General features: G+C 48.9%; 14 protein-coding genes. 2 read left to right on the top strand and 12 right to left on the bottom strand.

Annotation, left to right across the window (positions count from 1 at the left end):
* Window positions 1-41: 41 nt before the first annotated feature.
* Window positions 42-1571 carry an alkyl hydroperoxide reductase subunit F gene (gene ahpF / locus AC0LWF_RS00440; RefSeq protein WP_474649611.1) on the bottom strand — a complete coding sequence of 510 codons (1530 nt, stop codon included), beginning with the start codon at window positions 1569-1571 and terminating at the stop codon, window positions 42-44.
* Window positions 1572-1583: 12 nt separating this feature from the next.
* Window positions 1584-2147: an alkyl hydroperoxide reductase subunit C gene (gene ahpC / locus AC0LWF_RS00435; protein WP_474649610.1), complete on the bottom strand. Its 564-nt coding sequence runs from the start codon at window positions 2145-2147 to the stop codon at window positions 1584-1586.
* Between the two features lie 309 nt (window positions 2148-2456).
* On the opposite strand from ahpC, the gene AC0LWF_RS00430 reads away from it, so the two are divergent.
* Window positions 2457-3014, top strand: a complete 558-nt coding sequence (locus tag AC0LWF_RS00430; protein WP_474649609.1) for a sensor histidine kinase — start codon at window positions 2457-2459, stop codon at window positions 3012-3014.
* Between the two features lie 67 nt (window positions 3015-3081).
* Here the strand turns inward: AC0LWF_RS00430 and AC0LWF_RS00425 are convergent, their stop codons facing one another.
* Both AC0LWF_RS00425 and AC0LWF_RS00420 read right to left on the bottom strand, forming a co-directional pair.
* Window positions 3082-4332 carry an MFS transporter gene (locus AC0LWF_RS00425; RefSeq protein WP_474649608.1) on the bottom strand — a complete coding sequence of 417 codons (1251 nt, stop codon included), beginning with the start codon at window positions 4330-4332 and terminating at the stop codon, window positions 3082-3084.
* 16 nt (window positions 4333-4348) lie between these two features.
* Window positions 4349-5374 carry an ROK family transcriptional regulator gene (locus AC0LWF_RS00420; RefSeq protein WP_474649607.1) on the bottom strand — a complete coding sequence of 342 codons (1026 nt, stop codon included), beginning with the start codon at window positions 5372-5374 and terminating at the stop codon, window positions 4349-4351.
* Window positions 5375-5571: 197 nt separating this feature from the next.
* Between AC0LWF_RS00420 and AC0LWF_RS00415 the strand changes: the two genes are divergently transcribed.
* Window positions 5572-7203 (top strand): S-layer homology domain-containing protein, encoded by a 1632-nt coding sequence (locus tag AC0LWF_RS00415; protein WP_474649606.1) that lies wholly within the window; start codon window positions 5572-5574, stop codon window positions 7201-7203.
* Between the two features lie 835 nt (window positions 7204-8038).
* Here AC0LWF_RS00415 and AC0LWF_RS00410 read toward each other — a convergent pair.
* The 8 genes from AC0LWF_RS00410 to araA all read right to left on the bottom strand — a co-directional run bounded on the left by AC0LWF_RS00410 (window position 8039) and on the right by araA (window position 17888).
* Window positions 8039-9481, bottom strand: a complete 1443-nt coding sequence (locus AC0LWF_RS00410) for an ABC transporter substrate-binding protein (protein ID WP_474649605.1) — start codon at window positions 9479-9481, stop codon at window positions 8039-8041.
* Window positions 9482-9512: 31 nt separating this feature from the next.
* On the bottom strand, window positions 9513-10619 hold the full coding sequence (locus AC0LWF_RS00405) for an efflux RND transporter periplasmic adaptor subunit (RefSeq protein WP_474650439.1): 1107 nt from the start codon (window positions 10617-10619) through the stop codon (window positions 9513-9515).
* Between the two features lie 19 nt (window positions 10620-10638).
* Window positions 10639-11451 carry a carbohydrate ABC transporter permease gene (locus tag AC0LWF_RS00400; RefSeq protein ID WP_474650438.1) on the bottom strand — a complete coding sequence of 271 codons (813 nt, stop codon included), beginning with the start codon at window positions 11449-11451 and terminating at the stop codon, window positions 10639-10641.
* Between the two features lie 77 nt (window positions 11452-11528).
* Window positions 11529-12416, bottom strand: a complete 888-nt coding sequence (locus tag AC0LWF_RS00395; RefSeq protein ID WP_474649604.1) for a carbohydrate ABC transporter permease — start codon at window positions 12414-12416, stop codon at window positions 11529-11531.
* A 23-nt stretch (window positions 12417-12439) separates the two neighbouring features.
* Window positions 12440-13129: an N-acetylmuramoyl-L-alanine amidase family protein gene (locus tag AC0LWF_RS00390; RefSeq protein WP_474649603.1), complete on the bottom strand. Its 690-nt coding sequence runs from the start codon at window positions 13127-13129 to the stop codon at window positions 12440-12442.
* Window positions 13130-13267: 138 nt separating this feature from the next.
* Window positions 13268-15079, bottom strand: coding sequence for a sensor histidine kinase (locus tag AC0LWF_RS00385; protein WP_474649602.1), 1812 nt, complete (start codon window positions 15077-15079; stop codon window positions 13268-13270).
* A complete protein-coding gene (locus tag AC0LWF_RS00380; RefSeq protein ID WP_474649601.1) occupies window positions 15076-15759 on the bottom strand; it encodes a response regulator transcription factor in 684 nt (227 codons plus the stop codon). Before AC0LWF_RS00380 ends, AC0LWF_RS00385 begins: the two co-directional genes overlap by 4 nt.
* 650 nt (window positions 15760-16409) lie before the next feature.
* The gene (gene araA / locus AC0LWF_RS00375; RefSeq protein WP_474649600.1) at window positions 16410-17888 is read right to left on the bottom strand and encodes an L-arabinose isomerase; all 1479 of its coding nucleotides are present in this window, start codon (window positions 17886-17888) and stop codon (window positions 16410-16412) included.

Below are 17888 nucleotides of genomic sequence, written 5' to 3'. Positions count from 1 at the left end.
AAAGTGCTGGGACGGCCTTAAATAACGATATAAGTCAGCTATTAATTCCGGATTAGATAATCGAATGCGCCAAGTGCTGCTGTAGCGCCCGATCCCATCGAAATAATAATTTGCTTGAACGGGCTATTCGTGCAGTCGCCTGCCGCGAATACGCCAGGAACGCTTGATGAGCCGTGGCTGTTCACCACGATCTCTCCCATGCGCGTACGCTCGATGTCTTCGCCAAGCCAATCCGTGTTCGGAACAAGACCGATTTGGACGAATACGCCTTCGAGCTCGACATGCTGCTCGTCGCCGGTATCGCGTTCGATGTAGGTAATTCCGTTTACTTTGTCCGTACCCGTAATTTCCTTCGTCTGAACGTTCTTATGCACCGTTACGTTAGGCAAGCTGTACAGACGCTCTTGAAGCACAGCATCCGCCTTAAGCTCCGGAAGAAATTCAAGAACAGTAACATGGCCAACGATACCCGCGAGGTCGATTGCCGCCTCGATACCGGAGTTTCCGCCGCCGATGACCGCTACGCGTTTGCCGATAAACAATGGGCCGTCGCAATGCGGGCAATAGGCTACGCCCTTGTTCTTGAACTCCGCTTCACCCGGAACGCCAACATTGCGCCAACGGGCACCCGTGGACAGGATAACCGTCTTGCTGCGCAGGACAGCGCCGTTCTCAAGCTCAACCTCGATGAGTTCCTTCTTCTCGAGACGTTTCGCCTTCTGTAGCTTCATCACATCAACGTTGTATTCCTTCACATGCTCTTCAAGACTTGCTGCAAGCTTCGGACCCTCGGTGTACTTCAAGCTAATGAAGTTCTCGATGCCTACAGTGTCCATCACCTGACCGCCGAAGCGCTCAGCGACGATTCCTGTGCGAATCCCTTTACGGGCTGCATAGATCGCTGCGCTTGCGCCAGCAGGACCGCCGCCGACAACGAGCACGTCGTACGGTTCTTTGTTGAACAGCTCCGAATCGTCACGGTTCGTGTCGATCTTCGCCAAGATCTCTTCGATCGTCATACGGCCGCCGCCGAAGAATTCGCCGTTCAAGTACACGGATGGCACAGCCATCACGTCTCTGCTCTCGGCTTCGTCTTTAAATACAGCGCCGTCGATCATCGTGTGCGAAATCCCTGGATTGAGAACACTCATCAAGTTCAGCGCCTGCACGACATCCGGGCAGTTATGGCAGCTTAAGCTGATGAACGATTCAAACTGGAATTCACCTTTGATGCGCTTAATCTGATCGATAACTTCCTGCTCCACTTTCGGAGCCCGGCCGCTGACTTGCAGCAGCGCGAGCACGAAAGAAGTAAACTCATGGCCGAGCGGTATACCGGCGAACGCAATGCCTGTGTCTTCACCTGGACGGTTCACACTAAAGCTTGGCGTTCTCGGTAGATCACCTTTCTCGACCTTGACGCGGGAAGTCATGCTCATCAGTTCATCCATCAGCTCAAGAACATCTTTCGATACTTGATCATCGCCTGTTTGAACTTTGATAAGCACGTCGCCTTCCATCAAAGCAAGGTACTGTTGTAATTGTGCTTTAATCTCGGGATCTAACACCATTAGGATCGCTCCTTAGATTTTACCTACGAGGTCAAGGCCCGGCTTAAGTGTAGCGCCGCCTTCTTGCCATTTCGCTGGGCAAACTTCACCTGGATTGTTACGAACGTATTGAGCTGCTTTGATTTTGTTCACGAGCGTGCTTGCATCACGGCCGATGCCGCCAGCGCTGATTTCAACTGTTTGGATAACGCCATCTGGATCGATGATGAACGTACCACGGTCAGCCAGACCAGCTTCTTCGATCAATACGTCGAAGTTGCGGGAGATTGTGTGCGTAGGATCGCCGATCATAATGTATTCGATTTTGCCGATTGTGTCGGAGTTGTCGTGCCATGCTTTGTGCGTGAAGTGAGTATCTGTCGATACGGAGTACACTTCAACACCAAGAGATTTCAAAGTTGCATACTGATCTTGCAGGTCGCCAAGCTCAGTCGGGCAAACGAATGTGAAGTCAGCTGGGTAGAAGCAAACAACGCTCCATTGGCCTTTAAGGTTTTGTTCTGTTACTTCGATGAATTTTCCGCCTTGGAAAGCTTGAGCTTTAAATGGTAGTACTTCTTTTCCGATTAGAGACATTGATAGTTCCTCCTAGAGAGTGTTTATTTAAAATAATTCTAAACTGATATTAATTCTCAGACGGCTTTTTGTCAAGCCTTTTTCGCCTCTAACTGATAACTATTTTCAATTACGCCATTTCGAGACTAAGGACCTTGTTTGCCATCTGCTAGTATTGTCCATCTCTTGTTCATTATACAAAATCCCGGTCAGCTAATGCTAGTGGACGGGCTTTTTGAGGTTTGGAATTTCATTTAAGCTGCATTTAAGTTACGCCGCCTATTGTAAAGGTATCGCAAAAGCTTATTGCTTATGAGGAGTGACTTACAGATGAAAAATCCAAAGAAAAGAAAATCACGGCGAAAGCTCATTGTCGGCTTGACCCTATCCTTAACGATTGTCGGTTCAGTCCTATATGGATTGGCGGACCGCTACTTGATCGAGCATGTCGACTTCAGCGAAGCAGTGGAAAGCGTCATTCTCACGATGGAAGCGGTCATATTCGAGAAGGAGCTTAAATTGGAATACGACATCGAGCCGAACCTGTCCGTCACAGGCAATTGTGAACAGATGAAACAAGTCGTTATGATTCTGCTTGATAACGCGATAAAATATTCAAACCCGAACTGCTCCTTTCAGCTTGCACTCAAACGACATCAAGGTCATATCCAGCTGTCCATGACCAACACCGGTCCCGGCATTCCTGCCGATCAAATCGACAAAATCTTCGACCGTTTCTACCGCGGCGACGCCTCGCGCACCCGCAAGAATGGCGGCTACGGCCTTGGCCTCGCCATCGCAAAGTCCATCGTCGAGCAGCATCGGGGCAAAATTTATGCGAAAAGCACGCAGGGCGAGAAGACCACGTTCTATGTGCAGCTTGGCTAACAACAAATAAAGGCGGATCCCCTTCACGCAGGGAGATCCGCCTTTAGCTTTTTCAAAACGATTTATTTTATTTAGATGAGGTCGATAAGTTCGGTGTTCGTTTCAATAAGCTGTTCACTTTCTCAGCGCTCAGCAGCATGATGACAAGGAATGCAACTACTATGAATGGGAAAACCGTGATGCTCGTCCGTGAAGCAATAAATCCGAATAGCGGAGGGAGCAACGTGATTCCCGTATAAGCGGTGGCCATCTGGTAACCGATTAGCTTGGCCGCGCTCTCTCGTCCGAAACGCGCCGGCGTTTCATGAATCAAGCCGGGGTAGATCGGAGCAAGCCCAAGCCCAATTAGAACGAGCCCCACCAAGAAAAGCTGCGGCAGCGGAAGAAACAGCATCAGACCGCCCGCAATGGCAACTATCTGTCCGCACCGGATCAGCAACCGATTGTGAATCTTCATCGTAATGAAACCGGTAATTAACCTGCCTACTGTAATTCCGCCAAAATAGATCGAGATCCAGCCAGCAGCTGACTCGGCGGTCATATCCCTCGCACCGACAAGATAGCTGGCGCCCCATAAACCTACCGTAGCTTCAACGCCACAATAGAAGAAGAAGGCGATCAACGTCTGTTTGACGCCTTTTATCCGAAGCACACCTGCTTTGGAGCTGCCTTCCGCCGGCAGATCGTGAGCGGATTCCAAGGAATCCTCACCACCGTCGCCGCCTAGCTGCGAGCCCTTGCTGCTTAGGCGTTCCGCTTCCCTAATCGTCGCGACTCGTTTCCATAACGGGAGCGTCACAAGCAACAGGATGGCAAGCGAGAACTGGATGATCGATACCGCTGTATAGCCATTTCTCCAGGAGTTATGCTCAGCGATGTAATAGCTCATAATAATCGGTCCCATCGTTGCTCCTACGCCCCAGAAGCAGTGCAGCCAGGACATGTGATGGGCCTTATAATTCTCCGCTACATAATGATTCAGCGCCGCATCAATCGCGCCAGCGCCAAGTCCAAGTGGAATGGCCAGCAAGATGAGCCAGATTTGCGAAGGTGCTACGGAGTAACCAAGCAGCGCTCCTGCAGTCAGGCAGCAGCTGACAAGCGTAAGTCTACCCGTCCCCATACGCTGAACCAAGCTCCCGCATGCGAGACTGGATACGATCGTCCCACCAGCGACAACCATCGACAAGACTCCCGCAAAACCAAATGTTGAGCCAAGGTCAGGCCGCATGACAGGCCATGCCGACCCAAGCAAAGAGTCCGGAATGCCAAGGCTAATAAACGCTAAATAGATCAAAACGAGAAAAATAGTTGCCATCGTCAAGCTCCCCTCCTTAGCAACATTCCGTAATCATGAGATTAAGCGCCAAATGCTGCAAGCCCGACAAGTAATCCTGCCTCCAGTTGCTCATCAGAAGCGTTGGCAAATGCTTCTGTGGAATATATGCAACGCTTCGTTCCGCGATTCTCGCCAGCAGCTCTTCATCTACCTCATCATCGTTGAAAATAACGGCCCGAGGGTTGAGGATAGCTCCCATTGTGGCGATTAAGCGTGCGACCGCATCAATCTGGTTGTCCCCGGAAAGTACGATTCGGCGATGCGGCTCATCCCCCTGCAGCGCTTGCAGGAAATTATGGCTATCGTACTGAGGGACGAGCGAGATCTCACCGGAGAAGAACGTGCTCCCACGCACGACATCGCCATTAATCATGATTCCAGAACCCGGTCCGTATTGACCGAAATACAAATACACAAGCGATTCATTCTCAAGCTCGAAGTTCGATGCATAACCAAGTACCGAAGCATTCATATCGTTCTCGACGACGAACGGGATTTGGAATCTGGCTTCGAATTCTTCTTTCAAGTCATAGTCCTGATACTGTTTATACGGCGGGATATAGATGATTCTGCCATTGTCTACAGCGCCGGGCACACCGATCGCGACCGATCGCAGCCTTGGGTATTTCTCGATCAAATCTTCAATCAGGCTAGCGAGCAGCTCCATATCCTCCTGCAGCACGCTTGGATTCGTTCCTTGTTCGATAATGTCTCCAACACAGTTGAATATCGAATACTTGGTCTCATCCTTCTCGACGAAGACCGCTAACCCAAGCATATACTCGGTATCATAGGAATACCGTCTGGCTCTTCTGCCTCCGCTGGAATCATCGTCTCCTGAATAACGGATTTCTCCGTCCTTCTCCATCTGCGCGATGAACTTGCTAATGGTCGGGAAGCTGATTCCAAGCCGCTGACTAAGCTCTGCTTTCGTGGCGCTTCCCAACATGATGAGTCCTGCGCGTATCCGGTAAATCAAACGTTCTTTTGCTTCTTTTGGCGTCTTAAGCTCATTCGTCATCACGGTCAAGCCCCCTCTATATCCATATGCATCTACTTTTTAAAATCGTTTAATAAGTCCAGATCATCTTATCAAAAGTAACAGATCAGAGCAATACCAATAATTTAGACTAGGCTAACGCGAGACATTTGATTACTATTAGAAGCTTAGAACCTTAGAACCTACATGCTAGTCTTAGAAAGGTGAGTTCTTGAGCTATGCTGCACATTAACAAATGGAACCGATTACCGGTCATTCCCTTCATTATCTTGCTTAGTATCGCGTTAACGACTTATCCTCATACTACATCTGCGGGAGCTGTCAGCGCGCTTCCGTATGACGATATTCGCCCTAATTATGCGCAAGCTGCCATTATAAACATGACGAAGAACCGCATCATGAACGGAATGGGGAGCCGCCAATTCGCACCGCTCAAACCGATTACAAGAGCGGAATTCATCACAATGATTGATCGGCTGCTCGGTGTAAAGCCTGTTGCCAGCCCTCTTCCTGCCTTTGCAGATGTGCCGAAGAAGGCATGGTACTACGAGTGGATACAGCCTGCTGTACAATTGAACATCGCGAAAGGAACTACCGCAGTACAGTTCGAACCAGGCCGATCCGTGACTCGCGAGGAAGCTGCCGTCATCATGACGCGAGCCTTGAAGCAGTCTACAGACCCCTCCCAGAGCATGCCGGATAAGCTGTTTCTGGATCAGGATCAGATCAGTGCTTGGGCGAAGTCCTCCGTCTATCGCCTGTCTCAAATTGGACTGATTGCGGGCAATGAAGGTCGCTTTTTGCCGCAGGACCTCATTACAAGACAGGAAGCAGCCGTGCTGCTGAACCGAGCATGGACGCATAGCGGATGGACAGCGCAATTGCAGGCTTCGCAGCCGTCACGCATTCAGCTAGGCTGGCAATATGGTCAAACGACCAAGCAATTTGAACAGCAGGTTGCCCAGTCGGGAGTAAATAAATTATCCCCGCTTTGGTTCTATTTAAGTAAGGCAGGCAGCATCGAGGATCATATGGACGCTTCTCTCTTGACCTGGTCCCATCAACAAGGAAAATCCGTGTGGGCGATGGTCGGCAATCACTCGGATCAAGTCGCCACTCATACGATGTTATCGAGTCAGGCTCAGCGCCTTGCATTCGTAAGCCAGCTGGCAACCCGTGTGCGGACCAACGGCATTGATGGTTTGAATATTGATTTTGAGAACATGCTTCCGGAGGATCGAGATTCCTTCACTGCTTTTATTAAAGCACTGCATGATGAATTGAAGGCTATTCCAGCCGTGCTGTCCGTCAACGTCTCGCCTGATAGCGGCACGGATTGGACAGACGTGTTCGATTATGCTGCTCTGGCTAAGCAATCCGATTATATCGTTCTGATGGGCTATGACGAGCATTGGGGCGGTCATCCTGAGGGAGGATCAGTCTCTTCGCTGCCTTGGGTGCGCAAAGGGCTCGAATCACTGCTGATAAAAGCTCCTGCGAATAAAGTGATTCTCGCTCTGCCGCTGTATACGCGCAGCTGGGCTACCAATAGCGATGGTACGGCTAAATCACATGATATTAGCCTCGTTCAGCAGAACCAGCTTGTCTTGTCGAAGAACATCATGCTGCTATGGGACGATCAGCTGAGCCAATATTACGGCGGATATTATGATTCAGGCGGTCCAAACCGAATGTGGCTTGAGGATGGACGTTCACTATCCCAAAAAATAAACCTCGGCGAGATGCAAGGCGTTGCAGGCTACGGTTATTGGTATATGGGCGGAGAGAGTAACGATGTTTGGACTAGCGTGCACAATGCGATTAGGTTTAGCACTTATCGATTTTCTTAATGAGTAAGAGACGAAGTATTCGCGAAGAAAGAGAGAGCTTATTGGCTCTCTCTTTCTTCGCGAAGGCACGAACTGCCGATTTTCCTTGCTGAGCGGCCGCTATCGGCAGATTCTTTATCTGAGAGTGTTGAATCTGCACTCTCAGAGCTTCAATCGGCTGATTTTTGGGCTGAGAGCTCGTATTTGATCTCTCAGCATTTTTCCATGAGCTTTTGAGCCTGCTCGCACCACGAGGGCTTTTAGCTCGCTCGCCTAGTGTTTTGGTCGCGCAACGGTTGCCATAGTGCCTAATAACACAATATTCACCTTGATCGAAATCTAACGGTTGCCCGAGGTTTTATTTGGCCCAAATCGCAACAATTCGCCCCCCAATCGCCAAATAGCGCTACTGACAACCGTTACAACTTCAAAAGTGCGATTTTATGCTAAATAGCCTCCGTAGCAAACGTTAAAGCATGCCAGCAATCCGGGAAACGTCTCGCTCCCAGCTGAGAAAAACATACTTCGCTGGCGAAACGGCCAACGAGAGCGGGAAAAGCCGCTCTCAGCGCTGAAATCACAGAAAAACCATACCGAGAGAGGAAAAAGCCTCTCTCGCAACTTAAAATGCCGTGCTTCGCGGAGAACCACCATCCGAGAGCTTGAACGGCCGCTCTCTCGCGCCGAATCCGAACAACTAACCAAAGCTCTAAAGCCGAGAGAACACATGTGTTCTCTCGGCTCCTTTTTCGCCTCATTTCGGCACTGAGAGCACATATATGATCTCTCAGCATCAGCATCCGCATGCTCAAGCACACTTTCAGCGCTTATTCATATGCTTTATCCCGCTCACCATCTATTCATTTAAATAAGTCGTGACCCGATTCTGTATCAGCTTAGCTACGTCACCAGCCGATTTCTGCCCAGCGAAGAACGCTTTAACTTCTTCTGCAATGATTTTCTGAACAGTCGTTTCGTAGCCCATATTTCTTAAGCTCGCTACGGACAGCATGTCCCGGAGAACATCAAGTTTCTCATCTGTTACTGTGACAACTGCATCTCCGCCTTTAGCACCTACGTTCTTATCAACGCCATTCTTCTTTACATTCTCGATTGCCTTTTCATTCACCGCTTTATTCATCGAGAACCCCGTTTGATGAGGATAATCTTGCATCTCCTCAGACAGAAGAAACTTCATAAACTCCCACGCATCCCTCTTGACCTCCGAATGAGCATTCATAGCGATTTGATTCGTCACGAGGAAAGAAATGCCTGACTTTTGATCTGAAGGATGCGGCTTCTGATAGACCTTACCGTTCTTGAAGTAAGACGCAAGTCTTACGAGATAATCGCTCGGGGAAGTCATTAAGGAATAGGATATGAGACTTTTCCTGAATTGGGCGTTGTCACCTCTGAGCTCCTTCTCATCGTACATTTTCTTCACTTCCGCCAATAATCCGGTAAAGAATGGCGTGTCGAACGAAGCCTTGCCACTAGCCCCATCAATCAATCGGTTATAGTTGTCCGACACGAGATTGTTGATCATCGCCTCGGGCGGCAAAAAGCTCATGGAGTAGGTACTTCCGTGCTTAGCTGCCAACTGATTACTGATCTCGGTGAATTGGCTCCACGTCCAGTTCTTGTCGTCAATCGTAACGCCCGCTTCCTTAAGTCCATCCATATCACCGTACAAAGCTTCCAAGTAGAATTCTACTGGCATAATGTAGAGGCCGCCGTTCATCTTCGAGCCATCCATAATGTTCATCTGGTACTGCTGTTGATTGAATTCGGCATCCCGTTTCATCCAATCGTACACGTTCTCGAACGCACCGTGATTAACGTACTTATCGATGGGTAATTCGACAGTCGTAAACGCGAATAAATCCGCTCCTTTACCTGATAACACCTCGGTAGTCGTCGATTTAATATATTTCTCGACTTCGGAAGCACTCAGCATAGCGCCTGAAGTAAATTCTTTGAATTGAATCGTCGTATTCGGATGCAGCGCTTCATATTTTTCTTTTGCAAGCTTGTAGAAAGGCGTAATACCAAGAATGGATACGACAATCGTTTTTGGTTTGTCATCTAGCGGTTCCAGCCCCGGGACCGTAGTTGAATCCCCACTCTTGCTTTCTTCCGAGCTTGATTGATTGCTCGTATTGTTGGGCTGCTCTTTTGCCTCCGTTGAAGATGTTGGCTTTGAAGCGTTGTTATTGCCGTTATTGCTGTTACCACCCTTGCATGCCGATAACGAAAATATCACGATAAAGCTCATTAGTACCATTAGAACTCGATTCATATCCATTCCCACTTTCCAATTTTGATAACGATCAAGGAGTCATAACCCGAACACGCTCACCGTCCATCAACCCCGGTTCACTGCTTGTCAGGATTATCGGCGCGTCTGGAAAAATCCCCTGCAATACGACGGTTTCGAACTCATTCGATTCACCAATTTCGATAGGCGTCTTGCGAACATGGCTTGTATTCCCAAGTGGACCTTTACGCTCCTCGACGACGTAAACGTACGTTTGTGTGCCCTCCTTATGAATCGCACTGCTCGGAATTAGCACTCCACCTTTACTCGTTGAATCAAACCTGAGGTCGAGCTGCGCTTGTTCGCCTCCACGGAGGGCTTCATCGTTCACTTTAATGAAGATGTTTATTTGGGATTCCTTGTTCTCCATTCCCGAAATGATCCCCTCCAGCGAATTCGCGCCGCCCGCTTGACCAACCTGTACGTCCAGCTTCTGTCCGATTGTCAAATGCTCGCTAACTGCAGCTGGCACCTGCAATGCCAAGCGATAGCCGTTAGATGAGGAAGTCATTTGAACATCGGGACCAGCGCTGCCTGAAGCCATCCCAACAACGGCACCTACCATCGTCAAAACGCCATCAAACGGCGCTTTCAGCCCGTGATTGCTGACTATATCGGCTTTCATGCTATCCAGATTGCGCTGCTGCATCTCCATCGTCAGACGCGCACTCTTAAGATCCCGCTTCGCACCTCGCAATTGAATATCGTCACCGCTAGATGCGGCTTCAACATATCGGTCTTGTAACCCTTGAATGGCTAATCGCTGCTGCTCCAGCTGAGCTTTTGCATCCAAATATCGATTCTCGGCTTCATGACTTTCGTAAACGACAAGCGTTTGCCCCTTATGAACGACATCTCCCGCTTTGACTTTGACACCTTGAATGGTCCAACCTGCCTTGTTCGATAACGCCGCTTCTGTAACCGGCTCCAGTACACCGCTTCCGGTATAGCTCTGAACAAGTTCTTCCTGCCTCCCGACCATTGTCCACACCTTCGTTAAAGTCAGCGATTGCAGCGTGTTACTGAACAAAGTAAGCAGCACTAATCCACTAACAAACAAAGCAGCAATCAGTCGAAGCTTCTTCTTCCTGCCAGTGACTGCGTGCTCCATATCCTGCATTTCCACCTGCTTGAACCTCCTACCCTTTGATGCCGGACATTTGAACGCCCTCGATAAAATAAGACTCTGCATATATAAATAACAGCACCATCGGAAGCATGTAGAAGACGGACGCTGCAAAGCCTATGCCTCTTGCCTCTTGCTGGACGACAGAAAGATAGACAGATAGCGGCTGTTTGAAGTCGTCCTCGAGAAAAATAAGCGGCTGCTCCACCATATTCCAATAATCGACGAACAAGAGAACGACGAGAGCCGCCAAGCCTGGTTTGATAAGCGGAATGATGATTTGATGAAAAATGCGAAAATGTCCGGCTCCGTCCATATAAGCTGCTTCAACGTAAGCGGTCGGAATCGAAAGCATGAATTGCCTTAGCATGAACACGCCGAATGCGCCGAAGATACCAGGAAGAATGATGGCACTCGCACTGTTAAGCAGTCCCAGCTTATCCGCAATGATATAGTTCGGCACGAGCGTCACTTGAAACGGCATTAACATGGCGATCAAGTAAACGAAGAACATCCGGTCTCGCCCCCGAAAGCGGAGCTTGGCAAAAGCATAAGCCGCAAGCGCGCCGACGATGACTTGCCCCGCGATGATGAGCATAACCATATAAACCGAATTCCAGAATAGATTCAAATAGATTGGAGTCGCGATTAACACTTTGTAGTACTGCTCTAACGACACCCAATCAGGTATAAGCTTCAAATTGACGAATGCATCCTTCCCGCCCATTGCCGTATTCGTCATTTGCCCGATCAAATCATAGTTCGATCCGATCTCCTGTTCCATCATGAGCGAATTGGTGAAGGATATAATAATCGGCAGCAGCATCAGCGTCGCAAGTAGGGCAAGAACGAACGTGATCGCCCCTTTCGTAAGGGCAGCTCTCAATCACAAAGCACCTCCCCTCAATCCAAATCTTTCGTAAATCGCCGTTCTAGCGCAAACATTCCAGACACTAGCATGAGCAGGCAAACGACCATCACTGCGGCAGCCGAAGTAAGCTTCTGAATATCAAGCGACAAGAACATATTGTTCATATAATGCTGCAGCATATAAATGCTGTCATGGGGATAATCGCCCGCGATCAAATACGTTTCCCTAAATATCCGAAACGAGCTGATGAGTCCCATCAGGACAACGAAAAACATCGTTGGCGTCAAATAAACGAGCGTAATGCGGGTTAGCTTATGAAATGCACCTGCACCTTCAAGATCTGCCGTCTCATAATAGTCCTTGGGAATATTCTGTAAGCCGGCTAGGAACAGGATGATGTTATACCCCATGTTCTTCCAGGCGTAGACGACAGATAGTACACCTCTCGCCCATTCCGACTTCATCCAATCGATTCGCGACAGGCCGAATCCGTGCAGCCAGCTGTTCACAGCTCCGTTCCAGTCGAACAGCACTTGCCAGATGAGAACGACTGAAGCGACAGGTACGACAAGCGGCAATACGTAAGCGGTTCTTAGCCAATTGCGGAAGTAGATGTTCTGATTAAGCAGCAAGGCAAGCAATAACGATATTGCGATCGTGATCGGAACGCTCACTGAAGTGAACAGGAACGTATTTTGGGCTGCTTTTCGGAAGGAATCACTTGCCAGCAGCTCCTTATAATTAGCAAGCCCGACGAATGAACCGTCATTCGGCCGATCCAGAAAGGAGTACCAGACGCCCATCGCAAAAGGAATTAAGTAGAAGACCAAAAATCCAATCGTGCTGGGAGCTAGAAACCAGATAGCTACGACGCCGTGTCGCCGCATGATTACACGAAGCATGGCTTGCATGGCTTGCATGGCTTGTCCTCTCCCTCCACCTGTTAACGAAGGCTGTTGACAACGCCATCTGCGATTGCCGTTGATACTTGATTCTGAAATGACTGCGTCTGCATTCTCGTTTCTTCGTTCTTATTCGAAATGTATCCAAGCTCCAGCAGAACAGACGGCTTCGCGTTCTCACGGATCACATGATAGTCGCCGAACCTTACGCCTCGATCCTTCGTATTCATATCCTGTTTGAATAATTGGTCATGTATTTTCTGGGCAACCTTCTGATCCTGCGGCTTATTGTAGAACGTCGTCATCCCGTACACATCGCTCGTCTGAAACGCATCGAAGTGGATGCTGATGAATAAATCTGCATTATCTGTTTGCGCTACAGCCGTTCTTTCTTTCAGCGAAATTGTCGAATCGGCATCGCGCGTCATTACAACAGTCGCACCTTGCCGGACCAGCTTTTCTCTCACATTTAGCGCTGTAAGCAGCGTAACGTCTTTCTCGTACGTTCCATTGCCGCCGGTGGAACCGACATCCTTGCCGCCATGTCCAGGATCGAGAACAATTGTTTTGCCTTTCAGAGGCAAGCTTCTCTCATTACTCGCCTTTGTAGTCTTTGACTCGTTAACACTTGATTTCGCTTTCGTTGCTCCTTCGGTTTGAATTTGGAATAGGCCTGCTGACAATAGGACTCCGACAATGGCTATTGCTATATACTTAGTCGTTGTTTTCATAGAACCATCATATAGACAGCCAATTAAGACGAAATGGAGCCGAAATGAAGATGAAATAAAGATTTCAATCGAATAAAAACCGCATGTCGAGTAGGCAAAATTCACCTTCAAGACATGCGGCTACGAGGCAGCATCCTATTAACTTTGTTTATTCAAGCTGAAGTAGAAAGCAACGCCATCCTTCTTATTGGCTGCACCGTACTTTGCTCCATGCAGCTCCAGAATATTCCTGGAGATGGCAAGTCCGAGACCTGTTCCGCCATCGGATCGTTGCCTCGCCGTATCGCCGCGATAGAAGCGATCCCACACTTTATCAAGCTGCTCCTCAGCGATCCAAGCACCTTTGTTCTCGATACAGACGACAATTTGATTTATTCCATCTGTCGTGGAAACAACGATTTCTTGCTTGTCTGGCGTATAGCGGATCGCATTCGTCATGAAATTCGTGATGACTTGCTCAATCCGAGGTTGATTAGCAACGACTAGAGCAGGAACGAGCTGTATCGTTAACCGCAGCTGCTTCGCTGCGATTTCATGCGACAGCTGCTCACAGACGGACTCGATCAGCTTATCAATGAAGAACGCATCCATCTTCATCCTGTACGTACCGGATTCGTATTTTGCAAGCTCCAGCATGTCGACAATGAGATGGTCCATCTTATCGACTTCTTTCTCCATCGCTTCGAAGTAATGGTCCTTCTTATGCGCGGCTACACCGTCCTTGAGGATCGATATGCAGCTCTTCATCACGCTCAGCGGAGTCTTCAACTCATGGGATACGCCCGATATAAACTCTTTCCTCGTCGTTTCAAGCTGCTTCTCTCTCTCGATATCTTCCTGCAGCTTGCCGATGTAAGAATGCAGCGTAGCGGATAACTGGTTAATATTGCGCGACAGATCTCCGATCTCATCCTTGGAACGAATAGCAATCGTCTCCGAGAAATCGAGATTCGCGATTTTCTTCGTCGTTTGGTTGATGCGCAGCAGCGGCCTTGCAATCTGCAAGGAATAGTACAGCGAGGCAATCAGCACAAGCAAAATAACGAACAGAACGATGTACACATAATAGTCCTTTACCATCTGCACAGCTTCGTCGACCGGCTGCAGCGATGCCATGGCGAAGATATAATTGGTCGTACCATTATCGTAATGAACGGGCTGGATGAACAGCTTGTATTTCACGTTATTTTGCTCATAATCTTGGATGACAAGCGTATCCTTAAGCTTACGTTCCTCGAATAACAGCTGCTCTTGAAAGGCATTGATTTGTTCCAGGAAGAGTTTATTGGAATAGATAAAGTCTGATGACCCACCGCCATTTGGAAGCCGGATGTCCGTGACAGCTCCAAATAAATTCACCAATGACGATGGATCTAAGGGGATTGGTTTTCTTTTTTCTATAAAACCAGCTCTCTCAATGCCCTTGGAAACTTTACGCTTGAATAACTCATTGGCATACAACAATTCCCCAGACGGATGCTGCACCACAATGGGAGTGAGTATAGAATTACTTTTTACCCCAGTAACCATGATTTGGTCACCAATTGCAATTAACGCTTGTCCCGAGGCGGCCTCCTCCATGTTCATGAGCTGATAGAGAGGGACTTTCGTGCGCTCCTTCTCTTCTTCTTTCGTCAAAGCCTTGAGCATGCGGATCTCCAGGTAGAAGTCATTGACATCCTTAAGATTGCCGTCGTGATCCAGGCCTGTAATCGTGACATTGTTATTCCTATAGAAAGCTTGCTCAAGCGATTGGATGGCAAGCGAATTCCCCTTAGCATCCATATAGGCCGTCTTGAATTCCTCCATCTTCGCTTGCAAGTCGCTCACTTTGCGATTCGCATAATAGTCTTTGAAAAAATAAGTTTGGCCGATATAAATGACTGCTAAGATGAGCATGCACAACGCAGTCGTCAATATGAACAGTTTGAACACAATGGAGCTTCTCATGCTTGCGCCTCGAACTTGTAGCCAGTCCGCACGATTGTGACTATTGAGGTTGCTCTATCTCCAAGCTTCGTGCGCAGGTTGCGGATATGCGTATTCACCGTACGGTCATCACCCGCATATTCGTAGCCCCAAATCTTGGTAATCAGCTGTTCGCGCGTAATGACAATCCCTTGATTCTCCATAAAATAAGTTAGAATCTCGAATTCGGTATGCGTGAAGTTTACGATAGTCCCGTCAATCGCAACAGTCCGCGACGGATAATGAACCTTGATGCCACTCACTTCTATGGAATCCTCCGGCTTAGCCGGCTTGCCATTCTTGCTGCGGCTTTCAAGCAGACGCTTCGCCCTTGCGAGCAGAACAGGCGGGCTATACGGTTTCGTCACATAGTCGTCCGCTCCCAGCTCAAACCCAAGCAGAGTGTCATCCTCATCGACGCGGGCAGTGAGCATGATGATCGGAACGTCAGAGGATTTGCGAATACGGCGGCATACCGACCACCCGTCCAATTCAGGCAGCATAATATCCAGCACGATCAGATCGACTTCATGCGCTTGAAACAGATCCAGCGCAGCCTTCCCGTCCGCCGCCTCCAGCACCTTATAGCCTTCACTCAAAAAATAATCCTTACTTATCTCACGCAATATAGCCTCGTCTTCGACAATCAATATCGTTTTCATTCTGCTGCTCCCGTTTCACGGATGTCGTAATTAGTCTATCCAAACATTCTCATTATACGGCAAGCAGATCAAGAACATATTCAGATCGGATGAAGATAAAATGAAGAAGCAGGCAAGCTTTGGCCTTCATATGCAAAGAGCGAAGGTGAGGTGAAGAGAGCGGAAAATCGGAGGGGATACGGCAAAAGAGAGTACTACAGGGATCTACATTGGTGGAATTTCGACGGGATGAGAGAAAGAGAGTACTCCAGTGATCTACATTGGTGGAAATCCGGCGGATTGTGCGAATGTAGCTGGTTTGCTGGACTTCATTGGCTAATGAAGTTACTAACTAGCAACTCCTTGCAAGGAACTCTTAACGTCTAATCCAAAGAAGGGTACTGAGTAGTCTGCATTGGAGAAAATCAGGGAGTTTGAGCAAAGGAAGTGTACCAGGTACCCTTCATTGGAAGAAATAACGAAAGTTGAGCCAAAGTGGAGTACTGAGTACCCTTCATCGGAAGAAATCGCGTAGGTTTAACCAAAGAAGGGCACCAGGTACCCTTCTTTGGTGAACTACCTGCGATAAAAAACAGAGGGGGACACGAAGTCCCCCTCTGTTGTAGAGCCTGCCTATTTTTCCGATTATACTCAACAAGCTTACAAAACCTCTACACTCTCCAAGCCGACTGGCTCAAACGGAGCTGATTCGGGAAGCTGAACCGGTCCGTTCGCTCGTCAATAACAACCGCTTCAATGCCGAACATCTCAGCAAAATCAATCATTTGCTCCAAGGAAACCTCATACGAGAATCCGGTATGATGTGCGCCGCCGGCCAATATCCACGCCTCGACGCCGTCCTTCAGATTCGGCAGCACCTGCCACAGTACACGCGCTACAGGCAGCTTCGGCATCTCTTGCGCTACCTCGACCGCATTCACTTTATTAACCAGCAAGCGGAAACGATGCCCAAGATCGACGATGCTTGCGTTGATCGCCGCGCCGCTTCGGCCGTTGAATACCATACGCGCTGGATCTGCCTTGCCGCCGATGCCAAGCGGATGGACTTCAACACGCGGCTTCCCGTCAGCAATTGTCGGGCAGATCTCCAGCATATGCGCGCCAAGAACCAGTTCATTGCCCGGCTCCAGATGATACGTATAATCTTCCATGAATGAAGTGCCTTTGCCATCAGACATAATTTTCATCAGCCGAACGAGAGCAGAAGTTTTCCAATCACCTTCACCGCCAAACCCGTAGCCGTCAGCCATCAATCGCTGTACCGCAAGACCCGGCAGCTGATCCAAGCCATGCAAGTCCTCGAAAGTAGTCGTGAACGCCGTGAAGCCGCCCTCTTCCAGGAAGCTCCGCATGCCAAGCTCAAGCCGCGCCTGATACGCAATCGAATTCTGTTTCTCCTCGGTATCCGCCACCAAGGTGTACAGCTCCTTGTACTCGGCAACGAGCTGATCAACCGTTTCTTGCGATACCTCGTTTACACGCTGCACCAGATCGCCAACGCCATACGTGTTGACCGACCAGCCAAAACGAATTTCCGCCTCTACTTTATCGCCTTCCGTTACAGCAACCTGCCGCATATTGTCGCCGAAACGAGCGACTTTAAGCGTCTTGCTCTCGCAGAATGCAACGGATGTCCGCTGCCAGCTGCCGATCTGCGCGCGAACCGATGCATCTTCCCAATGTCCGAACACCACTTTACGGGAACGTCCCATACGCGTGCCAATAAAGCCGTGCTCCCGATCGCCATGAGCTGCCTGATTCGTGTTCATGAAATCCATGTCGATCGTGCTCCACGGGATTTCCCGGTTATATTGCGTCGCGAAATGCAAATGCGGCTTGTTCAGCTGCGACAATCCGCCGATCCACATTTTCGATGGCGAGAACGTATGCATCCACGTGATGACGCCCGCACAATGCTCATCGCTATTCGCCTGAATCAACGTTGCTCGAATATCTTCCGGGGTAGTTAGAAGCGCCTTGAACACAATCTTATAGGAGAGGGCTGCATCCAAATTCAGTCCTTCTACCATTTCTTTCGAGTGGGCTTCTACTTCTTGCAGCGTTTCAACACCATATAGATGCTGGCTCCCCGTCAAAAACCAAAACTCATAAGGCTTTACGTTTAACAT

The sequence above is a fragment of the Paenibacillus sp. sgz302114 genome (assembly GCF_056120345.1).
Note: the sequence above shows the minus strand (reverse complement) of the source record. Positions and strands in the feature narration are given on the sequence as shown.

Coding starts and splice junctions, on each gene's coding strand:
- ahpF (WP_474649611.1), bottom strand. CDS start 1,571: ATGGTGTTAGATCCCGAGATTAAAGCACAATTACAACAGTACCTTGCT.
- ahpC (WP_474649610.1), bottom strand. CDS start 2,147: ATGTCTCTAATCGGAAAAGAAGTACTACCATTTAAAGCTCAAGCTTTC.
- AC0LWF_RS00430 (WP_474649609.1), top strand. CDS start 2,457: ATGAAAAATCCAAAGAAAAGAAAATCACGGCGAAAGCTCATTGTCGGC.
- AC0LWF_RS00425 (WP_474649608.1), bottom strand. CDS start 4,332: ATGGCAACTATTTTTCTCGTTTTGATCTATTTAGCGTTTATTAGCCTT.
- AC0LWF_RS00420 (WP_474649607.1), bottom strand. CDS start 5,374: ATGACGAATGAGCTTAAGACGCCAAAAGAAGCAAAAGAACGTTTGATT.
- AC0LWF_RS00415 (WP_474649606.1), top strand. CDS start 5,572: ATGCTGCACATTAACAAATGGAACCGATTACCGGTCATTCCCTTCATT.
- AC0LWF_RS00410 (WP_474649605.1), bottom strand. CDS start 9,481: ATGAATCGAGTTCTAATGGTACTAATGAGCTTTATCGTGATATTTTCG.
- AC0LWF_RS00405 (WP_474650439.1), bottom strand. CDS start 10,619: ATGCAGGATATGGAGCACGCAGTCACTGGCAGGAAGAAGAAGCTTCGA.
- AC0LWF_RS00400 (WP_474650438.1), bottom strand. CDS start 11,451: ATGCTGCTGCCGATTATTATATCCTTCACCAATTCGCTCATGATGGAA.
- AC0LWF_RS00395 (WP_474649604.1), bottom strand. CDS start 12,416: ATGCAAGCCATGCAAGCCATGCTTCGTGTAATCATGCGGCGACACGGC.
- AC0LWF_RS00390 (WP_474649603.1), bottom strand. CDS start 13,129: ATGAAAACAACGACTAAGTATATAGCAATAGCCATTGTCGGAGTCCTA.
- AC0LWF_RS00385 (WP_474649602.1), bottom strand. CDS start 15,079: ATGAGAAGCTCCATTGTGTTCAAACTGTTCATATTGACGACTGCGTTG.
- AC0LWF_RS00380 (WP_474649601.1), bottom strand. CDS start 15,759: ATGAAAACGATATTGATTGTCGAAGACGAGGCTATATTGCGTGAGATA.
- araA (WP_474649600.1), bottom strand. CDS start 17,888: ATGTTAAACGTAAAGCCTTATGAGTTTTGGTTTTTGACGGGGAGCCAG.